Annotated in this window: 11 protein-coding genes; 8 read left to right on the top strand and 3 right to left on the bottom strand. The window is 67.7% G+C overall.

Annotated elements, in window-relative coordinates; all coding sequences use genetic code 11:
- The first annotated feature begins 71 nt into the window (after window positions 1-71).
- On the top strand, window positions 72-1,688 hold the full coding sequence (locus L880_RS34630; RefSeq protein ID WP_084461726.1) for an EAL domain-containing protein: 1,617 nt from the start codon (window positions 72-74) through the stop codon (window positions 1,686-1,688).
- A gap of 138 nt (window positions 1,689-1,826) precedes the next feature.
- Here the strand turns inward: L880_RS34630 and L880_RS0128860 are convergent, their stop codons facing one another.
- The 3 genes from L880_RS0128860 to L880_RS0128850 form a co-directional block, all read right to left on the bottom strand.
- On the bottom strand, window positions 1,827-3,284 hold the full coding sequence (locus tag L880_RS0128860) for a PepSY-associated TM helix domain-containing protein (protein WP_027478551.1): 1,458 nt from the start codon (window positions 3,282-3,284) through the stop codon (window positions 1,827-1,829).
- On the bottom strand, window positions 3,281-5,353 hold the full coding sequence (locus L880_RS0128855; protein WP_043330988.1) for a TonB-dependent receptor: 2,073 nt from the start codon (window positions 5,351-5,353) through the stop codon (window positions 3,281-3,283). Before L880_RS0128855 ends, L880_RS0128860 begins: the two co-directional genes overlap by 4 nt.
- Before the next feature lie 225 nt (window positions 5,354-5,578).
- Window positions 5,579-5,953 (bottom strand): DUF2946 family protein, encoded by a 375-nt coding sequence (locus L880_RS0128850; RefSeq protein WP_027478549.1) that lies wholly within the window; start codon window positions 5,951-5,953, stop codon window positions 5,579-5,581.
- 100 nt (window positions 5,954-6,053) lie between these two features.
- Between L880_RS0128850 and L880_RS0128845 the strand changes: the two genes are divergently transcribed.
- The 7 genes from L880_RS0128845 (at window position 6,054) to L880_RS0128815 (ending at window position 13,724) form a co-directional block, all read left to right on the top strand.
- Window positions 6,054-6,905 carry an N-formylglutamate amidohydrolase gene (locus tag L880_RS0128845; RefSeq protein ID WP_027478548.1) on the top strand — a complete coding sequence of 284 codons (852 nt, stop codon included), beginning with the start codon at window positions 6,054-6,056 and terminating at the stop codon, window positions 6,903-6,905.
- Entirely contained in the window at window positions 6,905-8,011 is a 1,107-nt protein-coding gene (locus tag L880_RS0128840) for an NAD(P)/FAD-dependent oxidoreductase (protein ID WP_027478547.1), read from the top strand. Before L880_RS0128845 ends, L880_RS0128840 begins: the two co-directional genes overlap by 1 nt.
- A 91-nt stretch (window positions 8,012-8,102) precedes the next feature.
- Window positions 8,103-8,651, top strand: a complete 549-nt coding sequence (locus L880_RS0128835; RefSeq protein WP_027478546.1) for a hypothetical protein — start codon at window positions 8,103-8,105, stop codon at window positions 8,649-8,651.
- Between the two features lie 174 nt (window positions 8,652-8,825).
- Window positions 8,826-9,083 carry a hypothetical protein gene (locus tag L880_RS0128830; protein WP_027478545.1) on the top strand — a complete coding sequence of 86 codons (258 nt, stop codon included), beginning with the start codon at window positions 8,826-8,828 and terminating at the stop codon, window positions 9,081-9,083.
- A gap of 24 nt (window positions 9,084-9,107) precedes the next feature.
- On the top strand, window positions 9,108-9,518 hold the full coding sequence (locus tag L880_RS0128825; protein ID WP_342669196.1) for a type II toxin-antitoxin system VapC family toxin: 411 nt from the start codon (window positions 9,108-9,110) through the stop codon (window positions 9,516-9,518).
- 210 nt (window positions 9,519-9,728) lie between these two features.
- Window positions 9,729-10,478, top strand: a complete 750-nt coding sequence (locus L880_RS0128820; protein WP_027478543.1) for an MgtC/SapB family protein — start codon at window positions 9,729-9,731, stop codon at window positions 10,476-10,478.
- Between the two features lie 306 nt (window positions 10,479-10,784).
- Window positions 10,785-13,724: a C1 family peptidase gene (locus L880_RS0128815; protein WP_027478542.1), complete on the top strand. Its 2,940-nt coding sequence runs from the start codon at window positions 10,785-10,787 to the stop codon at window positions 13,722-13,724.
- The last annotated feature ends 244 nt before the right edge of the window (window positions 13,725-13,968 follow it).

Raw genomic sequence — 13,968 nt, 5'->3', positions numbered from 1 at the left:
CTGCAAAGCAGGGCCCGCTCAGTGGCACGTTGTGCCCTCCCATATACTGCGGAATCCGTATCCGCTCCACCATGAACATGTCCCCAGCCCGGCGCAGTTTGCTTGTTCCAGTCTGCCGTTGGCTGGGGCGGCGTGCTGGCCTGGTGGGCTGGTTGGGGGGCGGGCTGCTGGCCAGCATTGTGGCGGCGCTGATCGCCTGGGGTGCCTTGCAGGTGCGGGTGCAGACCATCGACCAGGGCCACGCCAAGGTGCTGCAGCGCATGCGCACCCTGCAGGACAACGTGCGGCTGACGCTGGATCTGCTCAACGCCTCGTACCGGGCCGAATGCACGCCCGACAACCTGGCCCAGTTGCGCGTGCTGCTGCTCAAGAACCGCGACGTGCGCCAGATCGGCCTGCTCGATGAGCAGGGGCGTCTTTTTTGCAGCACGGTCTCGGGGCAGTTGCCTCAGCCCTGGGCGCGCAGCGGCCAGGGCATCGATGGTTCGGTGGGGCGTTACCTGTTGAACACACCGCTTCAGTCCTTCTCGCTCCTGGCACCGGCCGATCTGCGGGCCACGGTGATCGAACGCGGGCGCTTCCAGGTGGTGATCGACGACAACCCCACGCAAGAGGTGTTCGCCCAGTACGCCGACGGCATCTGGGCCGGCAATGTGCACCAGCGTCGCCGGGCCTATGTGGGCGTGCTGGGCGCACAGACCGACGCCATGGCGAACCTGGACACCCCGCACATCGGCTTTGATTGGCAGCAACGCGTGTGGCGCGTGACCAATTCGGTGCCCGGGGTCAGCCCGATTTCGGTGCAGTCGGTGCTGGGCCTGGGCGATCTGGCCCAGCGCCACCCCTGGATCGGGGCTGGCTATGTGCTGCTGTGCATGGTGCTGGGCTGGCTGGCCGGGTCGGCGCTGGTGCGGCTGGGGCGCTACCTGAGTTCGATGGAGTTCCTGATCCGCCACCTGTGCCAGCCGGCCAATGTGGTGTGCCACTACCAGCCCATTCTGGAGCTGGCCACCGGGCGTGTGATCGGCTGCGAGGTGTTGGCGCGCCTGCAGGATGGGCAAAGCCTGCTGTACCCCGACCAGTTCATCCCGGCGCTCACCCAGCAGCACCTGGGCTGGCGCTTTGATGCGGCCGTCAGCCGCCACGCCCTGCTCGAACTGGGCGCGGCCCTGCCACCACAGACCCACTTCTCGGTGGCCCTCAATTTCTTTCCGCAAAACCTGCGCCGCGACCTGATCCTGCCGCACCTGACGGCCGCCCTGTACGACAGCGGGCGCAGCGACCTGCGCATCGAGCTCGAGGTGACCGAGTACGACTTCTCCAGCGCCCTGGTGCCTGAGCTGGCCCGCCTCAAGGCCGATGGCTTTGCCATCTCGATCGACGACTTTGGCACCGGTTACTCCAACCTGGGCATCGTCAAGCGCGTGGCGCCGGATTACCTGAAGATCGACAAATCCTTTGTCTTCGAGATGGCCGACGCCACCATCCGCTCCACCCTGATCCCCGAGATCATCGCGATCGCCAAGGCCATCGGCAGCGAGGTGATCGCCGAAGGCATCGAAACCGAAGAGCAGGCCCGGCAACTGCGCGAGATGGGCGCCCGCTACGGTCAGGGCTACCACTTTGCCAAGCCCATGAAGCTCGACGACTTTCTGCGCTACCTGGCGCAGCAGCCCGCACAGGCCTGAGCCGGCCTGGGCCGGCTGCCAACCCGATCTATCCCCGCCTTTTCTGGACAAGCCTGTGGACAAGCCGTGTGCCGAGGCAGGAGCAGTGCTTCAAGTGCTTGATTTGCAAAGGCAATTGTTACGCTGCTCAAAAAAGCATCAGCTCGGCTTTGCTGACTGGGCACCTTGTGCACGCGCCCCCAGGCTCAGCACTGCAGCATCCAGCAGCAGCACGGCCAGCAAGGCCCCGCCGGCCAGCGGGAACAGCAGGCAGGCCGGCAGCAGCCAGGCCAGCAGGCGCCAGTAAAGCGGCGATGTGCCCGCCAGCCGGGGCACGCCCAGGCGCCCGCTCGGCCGGCGCCACCACCACATCAGCGGGGCCGCCAGGCACAACAGCGCCACCACGGCGCACACCAGCAGCAGGCCCCAGCGGTTGGCCCAGCCCCACTCCTGTCCCAGGTGCACATTGATGCCCCATTCCATCCAGCGGCCGGCGGCACCGTAGTCGCGCCAGGCCATGTCCAGCAACACGGCGCCACTGTAGGCGTCCAGGTGCACCACGCGCTGGCGGCTCAGATCGGCCGGGTACACCGAGGCGATCCACACCCCGTGCGGCCCGTTGGGTGCACTCAGGCTCAGCCCGGGTGCCAGGTTCAGGGCTTGCACCCGGGGCCAGATCTGGGCCAGGTCGAGCATCGGCGGCAGGCCGCCGGCCGCTTGGCCCTCCGGCAAGGGCGGTGCGGCGGCCGCACCGTGCCCGGCGTGCTCGCCCCCGGGGTTGGATTCGGGCAGCCGCGCCTGTGTCAGCGACCAGTTCGTGTCCGCCTGCTCGGCCAGGCGCTGGCCCGACATGGGCAGCTGCACCCGCAGCCCGGCCGGGTAACCCCAGTTGGCGCCATTGGCCCACTGGTTCACCCAAGCCCCCCACACGCCCGACCAGGGCATGCCGGTGAGCGCCAGAAACAGCAACACCCCGCCCACCGCCGCCCCGCCCACGGCATGCAGGTCGCGCCAGAACACCCGTTGCCCCGGGTGCCAGCGGCGCAGGCGCCACACACCTTGCTTGCGGCCCCGTGGCCACCACAGGTACAGGCCGCTCAGCACCAGCAGGCCCGTCCAGCCTGCGGCAATCTCGATCAGGGCGCGGGCCTTCGGCCCCACGATCTTCAGACTGTGCAGATGGCGCAGCGTCCAGCCCAGCGTGCCGCGTTCGGGCAATTGGCCCAGCACCCGGCCATCGGCCGGGCTCAAGTACACCCACACGCGTTGTCCTGCAGGCGTGAGCAGGTCGATGCGGGCCGAGCGCCCGGGGGCTTCGGGCGGGTTCCAGCGCAGCAACTGCCCGGGCACCGCCTGTTGCGCCGCCGCCAGCAAGCGCTCTGGCGGCCAGGCCTCGCTGGCCTGGGGCGTGGGCACGGTCAGCAGATCGTGGTGCCACCACGTGTCCACCTGGTCGTGAAACAGGTACAGCCCGCCTGTGAGCGACAGCAGCAGCACAAAGGGCCACACCAGCAAGCCGGCATAAAAATGCCAGCGCCACAGCAGCCGATACAGCAAGCCGGCATGCGGCTCCGGGGCGCCTGTCTCAGCTGGGGGCAAGGCGGTGGCCGTGCTCATTTGAACTTCCAGGCCAGCGTCGCGTAGTAGGCGCGGCCGTCACCCGGCGAGTGGCCCCACGAGCCGCTGTCGTACCACACGTACTCATAGGCGCGGTTGGCCAGGTTGCGCACCTGCAACTGCAGCGTCAGGTCGGGCTGGATGCGCCACTGCGCCGACAGGTTCAGCAACACGTTGCCGCCGAACTTGCCCAGGGTGTTGCTGCGCTCCACGTAGTAGCTGCCCTGGGCCGTGCCCCAGGCCGAGATCTTCCAGCCGCTGTTGAGCTGGTAGTCAGCGCCCAGCGAGGCCACGTAGTGCGGCACGTTCTCGATCTCTTTGCCCAGGGTGGTCGGGGCGCTGGGGTCGGGGGCGGTGATGGTGGCCTGCTGGTGCGAATAGCTCACCCAGCCCGACACCTTGCCCGTGGGCCGCAGGTTCAGCTGCAGGTCGTAGCCCTTGCGCAGCGTGCGGCCGATGTTGCCCTGGCCGCCGGTGTCCACCAGACCATCCACGCCCAGGGTGCGCGCCACCTCGCCGCTGGCTTTCTGTTCCCAGTAGGCCACGCGTCCGTCCAGGCCCTCATGGGGCGAGAACTTCAGGCCCAGCTCCCAGCCGTCGTTCAGCGAGGCCGACAGGTCACGCTTCTGTGTGCTGGCGCGGTAGGCATCGATGCCCGTGCCGATCTGGAAGGTGCGCCCCACGTTGGCGTACACACTGGCCTTCTGCCAGGGCGAGTACACCACGCTGAGCTTGGGCTGGGGCACCGTGCCGTAGGCGTTCAGGGGCAGGGTGCTGCCAGCCAGGCGGTCCACCAGCGTGCCGCTGAAATGGTCCACCCGCAGCGCCGGCACGATCTTCAGCTCGGGCACCGGCCGGATCATGGCCTGCACATAGGCACCCTGGTTGCTGAGGGTGTAGTCCCAGTTGCGGATCTGCGAGGTGCGCACCCGCTCGACGGTGCGGTAGCGCTGGCTCAGGTTGGTCTGGCGCTGGTAATCCACACCGCCTTCCAGCACCAACTCATGCGCCCAGCTCACCTGCGGGCGCCAGGTCAGGGTGCTGATGGCACCGTCCTGGTTCTCGTCCGAGTCACGCTCTTGTTGCACCCCCGCCTGGGTGAAGCGCACCCAGCGTTGGTTGGTGTAGGTGTTGCGGTACAGCCGGGTGCTCCACGACAAATCACCCAGCTGCGCGTCGTGGAACAGTCCCACCTGGTTGGTGTGTCGGGTGCTGCGGTCGGCTGAGGCATAGCTGGGCGATGAGCGCGGGGCACTGGCCGCGGCGGCGGCACTCAGATAGCCCGATTCGAGCGCGTCGTTCTCGAAGTGGCGCACGCTCAGCCCGGCGCGGTGGCGGCCGTCATCGGTGGTGTAGAACCACTTGCCCGCCACGGCCAGCTTGCGGGCGTTGGCATGGTCACGCCAGCCGTCCGAGTCGCGTGAGGCCACAAAGTAGTTCTGCGTCCAGTTGGCGGTCTCGATGCCTTTGGCCAACTGCACCTCGCGGGTGTTGAAGCTGCCCAGCGTGGTGTTGATCTGGGTCTCGTTGCCACCGATGCGCGTGTTCACGTTGGCATTGCCGGCGATGTTGTTCAGCCCGTAGCGCGGGTCGTTGGTGCCACGCACCACCTCGATGTTCTCGATGTCGAGCGGAAACACCGCGTCCAGAAACGGCATGCCCCCCGCGTTGTCGTTCGAGGGAATGCCGTCGATCAACAGCTTGACCGCATTCACCCGGCCCTCACCGTTGAAACCCCGAAAAGAAAAGCGCCCGGCATCCGTGCCCTGGCGAAACGGGGTCACCAGCACCCCCGGGGCGCGTTGCAGCAGCTCCCAGCTGTAGTCCACCGAGGTGTCTTGCACCGCGGCGCCGCCCAGCACGTCCACCGAGCTCAGCACGTTGCGCGCCGTCAGCGGGCCCTGGGCCTTGTCGGTGATCTGCACCGTGCCCAGCGTCAGGGTGGATTCACCGGCGGGGCTGGTGAGGGTGGATTGGGCCCAGGCGTTCAGGCCAGGGCTGGTGCCCAGGGCCAGCAAGGCGGCCAGCGCCACGGGGCGGCGCAGGTTTCGATTTTCAAGATGAGTCATTTCAAAGCATTCGCAACAATGCAGCCGCCCCCGCTCCAGGCAGGGGCGGCGCAAGACCTGCCGCCGCAAAGCCCAAGGCCTTCGGCGAGCCGGTCACAAGACAAGACAGCCCCCAGCGCGGCACTGGCCGCGGCCTTGGGGCAGACAAGAAAAATGGGAGAGAAGAGCGCTAAAGAGGGCGCGAAAAAGGGCTTAGAGGAGGGCGCAAAGCCCTGGGCACCCGGCTCAGGCGCGGGCCGGTGGGCCGCGTGGGGGCAGCGGTGCGCCGGCCACCACCGCCAGGTGGGCCACCACGGTGGGCTGCAACTGCGGGGCCAGCGGCGATTCAAAAGGGGCAAACAGGCTGGCAAACACCAGCGGCACGTCCAGCGCCAGGCACAAGGGGCAGTCCAGCGCATGCCCGCTCTGGCTGGCCTGGCCGGTGGTCTGGTCCTCGCCATCGGGGCTGCTGGCCAGCAGCTTCATGCCACCATTGGCCGAGCACACCAGCGTCAACGCCTCGGGCTTGATCAAGGGCGAGGCCACCGCGGCCCCGAAGGCCAACACAAACCACACCAGTGCCAGGTGGGTCAGTGATCGGGTAGAGCGCAGCCATTGCATGGTCAGGAGTTTAAAGGCTGCTATGGCTGGTTCAACGGTATGGCCAAGATCCCTGTCCTCGCCCCTGGGCAGGGCTTCCAGGCTGGTGGACAATCCAGTCATGACTGCAGACCTGATCCGTACCCTGGAGGGCACCAGTGCACTGGTGCTCGATTCGCCCCACAGCGGCACCTTCTACCCAGACGACTTTCAGTACGCCGTGCCCCTGCCCCTGTTGCGGCAGGCCGAAGACACCCATGTCGAAAAGCTGTACGACTTCGCGCCCGCCCTGGGCGTGGCCTGGGTCGAGGCGCTGTTTCCGCGCAGCTACCTCGATGCCAACCGCGACACCACCGAGATCGACACCACCCTGTTCGACAGCCCCTGGCCCGGCCCGGTGGCCACCGACCCCAAGGTGCTCAGCAAGGTGCGACTGGGCAAAGGCCTGATCTGGCGCAGCACCGACGGCGGCCTGCCCATCTACCAGCGGCACCTGAGCGTGGGCGAGGTGCAAGACCGCATCGAACGTTGCTGGGTGCCCTACCACGCGGCCGTGGCCCAGGCCATCGACGCCGCCCATGCACGGCACGGCTACAGCGTGCACATCAACTGCCACTCCATGCCCGCCGTGGCCTCCAGCCACGCCACCGAGTTCCCGGGCGAGGCGCATGCCGACTTCGTGGTGGGCAACCGCGACCACAGCACCAGCAGCCCCGCGCTGGCCGAGCTGATCTGCGAGCACCTGCGTGCCCTGGGCTACAGCGTGGCCCTGAACCACCCCTACAAGGGTGTGGAACTGGTTCGCCGCTACAGCCACCCGGCCAGCCACCGACACAGCATCCAGCTGGAGATCAACCGCAAGCTCTACATGGACGAAACCACCCTGGCCCCGAACGCGGGCTTTGCCCCGCTGCGCGAACACCTGCAAGGCCTGGTGCAGCGCCTGTTGACGGTCGACCCCAGGGCGCTGTGATGGAGCAGCTTGATTGCGTCGTCATCGGCGCCGGTGTGGTGGGCCTGGCCGTGGCCCGTGCCCTGGCCCTGCAGGGGCGTGAGGTGCTGGTGCTGGAAAGTGCCGAAACATTTGGTACCGGCACCAGTGCGCGCAACAGCGAGGTCATCCACGCCGGCATCTACTACCCCCAGGGCTCGCTCAAGGCCCGCCTGTGCGTGCGCGGGCGTGAGTTGCTGTATGCCTACTGCCAGGCGCGCGGCATTGCCCACCAGCGCTGCGGCAAGCTGCTGGTGGCCACCCAGCCCGAGCAACTGGGCCAGTTGCAAGGCATCGTCGACAAGGCCGCCGCCAATGGCGTCACCGACCTGGCCTTGCTCAGCCGCGACCAGGCCCTGGCGCTGGAGCCGCGCCTGCAGTGCCTGGCCGCGCTGCACTCGCCCAGCACCGGCATCATCGACAGCCACGGCCTGATGCTGGCCCTGCTGGGCGATCTGGAAAACGCCGGCGGCACCCTGGCCGTGCAGTCGGCCCTGCACAGCGCGCAAGTCACGCCCGAGGGGCTGGTGCTGCACGCGGCCGACAGCAGCAGCCCCACCACCCTGTGTGCCCGCAGTGTGGTCAACGCAGCTGGCCTGGCCGCCCCTGATCTGGCGCGCCGCTTCGCCGGCCTGGATGCGGCCCATGTGCCCCAGGCCCATTACGCCAAGGGCAATTACTTCACCCTGGCCGGGCGCGCGCCCTTCAGCCGCCTGATCTACCCCGTGCCCCAGGCCGCCGGCCTGGGCGTGCACCTCACGCTCGACCTGGGCGGTCAGGCCAAGTTCGGCCCCGATGTGCAGTGGGTCGATTCGCCCGACGACCTGGTGGTCGACCCCGCCCGGGGCGACGCCTTCTACGCCGAGGTGCGCCAGTACTGGCCCGAGCTGCCCGACGGCGCCCTGCAAGCCGGCTATGCCGGCATCCGGCCCAAGATCGCGCCGCCCGGCCAGCCCGCGCCTGATTTCGTGATCCAAGGCCCCCCGGTTCACGGTGTGCCCGGCCTGGTCAACCTGTTCGGCATCGAGTCGCCCGGCCTGACCAGCTCGCTGGCCATCGGCGAGCACGTGGCCGCCTTGCTGGCCTGAACCGGCTGGCGGGTCTGGCCGGGGCAAGCCGGCCCCCCCAGAGCGCAGCGCGTAAGATGCTGCGCTTTCTTCCCTTGCCTTGGCTTTTGTTTTGTCCTTTCCCGATCCGCACGACCCCACCACTGAGTCCTCCGACCCCACTGACGCCTCCGACGACACCTTGGTGGTGAAAGAGCCCCGCCTGTGGGCCGACAACGGCTGGACCGCCCGCGTCATCAAGAACGAAGACGACGACGGCTGGGCCGTCGCCATGTACAAGGGCCGCGAGCCCGAGCCCGCCCTGGTGGGGCCCTGGACCATGGGCCGCGACAAGAAAAACCCCAAGCCGCTCGACACCAACGCCTTCAACACCCTGGTCAAGACCGCCAGCGAGGTGCTGCGCCGCCACGAACAGCAGTTGCGCGCTCAACTGCACAAGAACGTGGACCTGACCCTGGGCGACGCCCGCTGGCACATCACCCTCGACATCGTGCCCGACGAGTTCGAGCCCTACGCCACCCTGGCTGCCTACGCCCACCCCGATCTGCCCCCCTACAGCGAGCCCGTGGCCCAACGCCGCGTGCGGCCCGACTTCAAGCTCACCCAGCGCAGCGCCAGCGCCTGGGTCGAGAACGATTTCGGGTCGGTGCCTGGGGGCTGAATGGCGCGGGGCAGGGGGCCGACTTCGTTACCCCTTGAGATCGTGATCCGACAACTGGCGGCAGGCTGGCGGGTTGCTTGCATAAACTGAGTGGCAGATGGGCCTTGTGATCTGTAGGGCCCGCTTGTATTGCCCCTCTTTTTGCACCCCTCTTGCCCCCATTGAAGGCTGCCCATGAATGCCATTGTGATTGAGCATGTCCCCTTGTCCGACTTGCCTGCGGCCTGGCGCAGCAGGCTTGCCACACAGCCCGGGCCGCTCTCTCACGTCACCGTGCACCTTGAGCTTGAAGCCAATCTTTCCGTGCAGTCTGATGGGTTTGATTCCACCCCTGAAGACCCGATCTTCGGCATGTGGCGCGACCGTCACGACACTGCTGATGTCGAACAGTGCGTGCGCCGTTGGCGCTCCGGCCGGTTCATGGGTCTGTGAGTTTTTCGGCCAGCATGGAAGCCAATGCCTCGCATGACAGGCCAAACACTCATCGACTCGGACGTGCTCATTTGGCTTGCGCGAGGTCATCCAGGGGCAGCCCGGCACTTGTCGACCATCAGGCCCTGGCGAATTTCCATAATCACCTACATGGAGCTGGCCCAGGGTTGCCGCAACAAGACTGAATTGGGGCGCCTCAAGAAGGGCTTGACCGCGCGCGCAACCGAAGTTCATCCCCTGACGCCTGCCATCTCTATGTACGCTGCCGAACTCATCGACAGCTTGGCCTTATCCCATGGCTTGCGTCTTGCCGACGCTTTGATTGCGGCAACAGCCTTGGAACAAGGCCTCACTTTGCTATCTGCCAACGTTCGGCATTTTGAGCCCGTGACGGGGCTTGACCTCGAAGCTTTTCATCCGGCGTCGGTGGATTGACGGATTCACTGATAGACGAAGAGAGGGCGTGCGCCCGATGAGAGCTTCTGGCCGATGGGTGCAGGCCTGGGCCATGTTATAAATTTGTGACAAGGCGTGTCATGGTTTGAGCGGGCTGGTGTCAGGCCCGGCCACGGCAGCCGGCGGCACACCTCTGCACACCTCGGCGCACCTTGGTGATCCGCGCCCGAACAACAACAAAGATCGAACATGGACCTGATGTCAAAAGAGTGGCTGGATGCTTTTTGGTCCTTCAGCGAGCTGCGTGCCAACCTCGTCATCTTCTGCAACATCTTCGGGGCCCTGCTGCTGGGCCTGCTGGTGGGCTACGAGCGGTCTTACCACGGCCGCGCCGCGGGCATGCGCACCTACGGCATGGTGTGCATGGCCTCGGCCGCCCTGACCGTGTTCGTGGGCTACCCCGAGTACTGGTTTGCCGGCCATGGCCAGCATGCGGCCAGCATCGATCCCACGCGGGTGGTGCAGGGCATCGTCACCGGCATCGGCTTTCTGGGCGCCGGCGTCATCATGAAAGAAGGGCTCAACATCAGCGGGCTCACCACGGCAGCCTCCATCTGGGCCTCGTCGGCCATCGGGGTGCTGGTGGGCATCGGTTTCTATGGGGCGGCCATTTCGCTCACGCTGCTGTCGTCCAGCCTGATGCTCTGGGGCGCCACCCTGGAGGCGCGGCTGCCCTCGCGCCATGCCATCGGCGTCAACCTGCATTTTGCGGCGGGCCGCCAGCCCAGCCAGGCCCAGGTGGCCGAGTTGCTGCTGCAAAGCGGCTACGTGCTGGCCGAAAAATCCATCGCCATCGGCGTTCGCGATCAGCAGTTCGAATGGAACTTCGTGGCCGTGGCCGTCAACCGCGACTCCGGCGCCTCCTTGCCCGCCCTGGCCAACGCGCTCCAGACCCACACCGACATCGAGCGCTTTCAGCTCTCGCACGCCCGCAACTGAGCACGCTCGGCACCCCCCGCTGCGCGGCAGTCGTGGCACCCACAAAGCGTCGCTGATCTTGCACTTGCCAACACTGGCGGCAGAGTCTTGCCGCCCAGTGCCAACCACGGCCCGCTGGTCATACAACTGACCAGATCGCACCCTCTGCAGCCTGGTGCACCGGTTGTGCGGGCGCCCGTACAGGGTCAACGGCTTCAGCTGCCGTGGCGGCCACCAAAGCCTCTGCGGTGTGGCGCGCCGAGCCAGGCCAGGGCTTGCCAATAATGCCTGCGGTTTTGTCTCACCCCCAGTGCAAAGGGCCCCCTCATGTCCCTGCTCCTGCTTCAGCAAGGCTGCACCCACCCCAGTGTGGTGGCACTCCGAACCACCCTGGTCCAGGCCCTGGGCCCGGCCGCCGCCCCCTATGCCGGCCTGGCCACTGGAGGCGATCTGTTCGACGCCACCTTGGGTGGCGCGCTGCGCTGCTGGCAGGCCGGGCGCGGGCTGATTGCCGACGGCTTGGTGGGCCCGCGCAACCTGCACGCGTTGGGCCTCGAGCCACCCGGCCAGCCTGGCCTGGAGCTGGCGCTCCAGGCCTCTGCCGCGCAGCTTCTGTTTCCGGGCGCCAAGGCCGCGGCCGTGTCGTGTTTTCTGCCCTATGTGCTGGCGGCGCTGCGGGCCACCGGGCTTTGTTCGCGCGCCCTGGTGCTGGCCGCCTTGGGCACCATCCGGGCCGAGACCTCGGGCTTTGTGCCCATCTCTGAATTCCCGTCCAAGTACAACACCGCCCCGGGGGGTGCCCCCTTTGGCCTGTACGACGGGCGCCTGGGCAACCGGCGCGGCGAGGGCGCCTTGTTCAAGGGCCGGGGCTTTGTGCAGCTCACGGGGCGCAGCAACTACGACAGCTATGGCCGCGAGCTGGGGCTTGACCTGCTGGCCCGCCCCGATCTGGCCAACGCCCCCGAGGTGGCCGCCTTGCTGCTGGCGCTGTTTCTGCGGCGTCACCGTGCCGCCCTGGAGCAGGCCCTGGCCCGGGGCGACTACGCCGCGGCCCGGCGCCTGGTCAACGGCGGCACCCATGGGCTGGACCGCTTCAGCAGCGTCTTCGCCCTGGCCCAGGCCAATGACCTGGGGGGCGGGCAGGGCGGGGCCGCTGCGGCGCCCTTGTCAGCCGCAGCGGGCGCGTCAGACCGGCCTGCAGCTGCGCCGGTGGCGACGGCTGCCCCGCACCACCATCACCCTACCCGGCGGCGCTTCAACGCCCGCCCCGACACCCCCGACCTCAACGACCGCCCCTACACGCCGCCCCCCGTCAACCTGCTGGCCCAGTGGCCCGCCCAGGCCGAGGTGCAGCGCATGCTGCCCGTGTACGCCCAGGCCGGCCTGATCCTGAACCAGGGCCATGAAGGCGCCTGCACCGGCTTTGGCCTGGCCGGTGTGGTCAATTACCTGCGCTGGGTGCAGGCCGGCTGCCCTGGCCAGTTTGAATCGGTCAGCCCACGCATGCTCTACAACATGGCCCGCCGTTACGACGAAAACAGCGGCGACACCAACCAGGGCGCCAGTTGCCGCAGCGCCATCACCGGCTGGTTCAACCATGGCGTGTGCCTCGACTCGCAGTGGCCCTACCAATCGTTTGACCCTGGCCCGCCGCGCTTCGGCTATGCGCAGCAGGCCCAGCAGCACACGCTGGGCGTGTACTACCGGGTGCAGATCAGCGCCATCACCGATCTGCAGGCCGCCCTGCAAACTGTGGGGGCGGTGTATGCCTCATGCTTTGTGCACGAGGGCTGGGCCCGGCTGCCCGCCGTCACCCAGCTGCCCCAGGGCCACCACGATCTGCCCGTGATCGCCTTTGACGGCGTGGTGCGCCGCGACGCCGGGCACGCCTTTGCCCTGGTGGGCTTCAACGAGCGCGGCTTTGTGCTGCAAAACTCATGGGGCCCCGCCTGGGGCGCCCACGGCTTTGCGGTGATCAGCTACGAAGACTGGCTGGCCCATGGCATGGATGCCTGGGTGGTCGCGCTGGGCGTGCCCGGCCTGGTGGCCGGGGGCGCGGCGGGCGCTGCACACCGGCCCCATCACGGTGGGCCAGAGCGACCGGGGCAGGGCGCTGGTGGCCCCTCGGTCAAGCCCCCCTGGACCAACGCGCAGCTGGCCGAACACGCCCTGATGGTGGGCAACGACGGCCGCATGAGCCGCTACCTCACCCCCGACGAGCGCAGCCGCAGCCTGGCCTACCAGGTCACGGTGCTGCCCGATCGCTGGTTTCGTGCCCAGCCCGCCGACAGCCCCAAACGCCTGCTGATCTATGTGCACGGCGGCCTCAACAGCGAGGCCGACGGCCTCAAGCGCTGCAAGGCCCTGGGCCAGGTGTTCGAGCGCAATGGCTGCTACCCGCTGTTCGTGGTCTGGAAGACCGGCCTGCTCGAAAGCCTGGCCGATCTGTTCAGCCAATGGCGCCATCGCCAGCCTGCCGCCACCGGCTGGGGCCAGGCCCTGTGGGCGCAGACCGATGCGCTGATCGAATCCACCGTGGGCCGCCCTCTGGCCCGCCCCATCTGGTCAGAGATCAAGGAAAACGCCCAACTGGCCTGGCAAGGCCACCGTGCCGGCGATCAGCTGGTGCACGCCCTGGCCGACCTGATCCAGCTCTGGGGCGATCAGCTGCAGATCCACCTGGTGGGCCACTCGGCGGGCAGCCTGTGGCTGGGCCACCTGATCACGGCCTTGCAAGCCACCCGGGCCACCACCGGCCGGCCCGCCCTCGACGCCGTGCCCAGCGTGCACCTGTACGCCCCGGCCTGCACGGTGGCCTTTGCCAACCAGCACTATGCCGGCACCGACATCCTGCCGCGCACCCACATCGCCCTGTTGAGCGACCCGCTGGAGCGGGCCGACAACACCGCGCTGGTGTACCGAAAATCGCTGCTGTACCTGGTCTCCAACGCCCTCGAGGCCGACCGCCGCACCCCCATCCTGGGCCTGCAGCGCGTGTTCGACACCGCGCAAGACGAACACGCCTGGGACGGCGCCGCCGCCACCGGCGAAACCCTGCGCGCCTGGCACCGCGCCGTGGCCGACAGCCAACTGGCCAGCCGCCTGCAAGTGCTGCACGACGACAAGGTGCTCACCGCCTTGCCCGACGTGCGCGAGCCGGCCAGCCATGGCTGTTTTGACAACGACATTCCTCTGCTCACCAGCACGTTGCAGACGATTTGTGGGGGGGGCTTGGTGCATCGGATTCGGGATTTGAGGGGGTATTGAGGCAGGCTTGCCTTGATGCCTTGATGCCTTGACATGCAGTGCCTGTCGCTGCGCTCTGCTCCTTCTGTCATTTGTTGAAGGTCGGAGGCCGGGATTGCGCCCCGGCGGGCGCCTCACTTTCTTTGTCTCGCCAAAGAAAGTAAGCAAAGAAAGGCGACCCGACGTGCACGCCCTGCTGCGCAGGGTCCGCTGCGCTGCTCAACTTGGGCGGGGTCTCGCTAAACTCGCTGCGCTCAAACAGACG

This window comes from Curvibacter gracilis ATCC BAA-807, from assembly GCF_000518645.1.
Taxonomy (GTDB): Bacteria; Pseudomonadota; Gammaproteobacteria; order Burkholderiales; family Burkholderiaceae_C; genus Curvibacter; species Curvibacter gracilis.
This window is presented reverse-complemented; position numbering and strand designations above follow the sequence as displayed.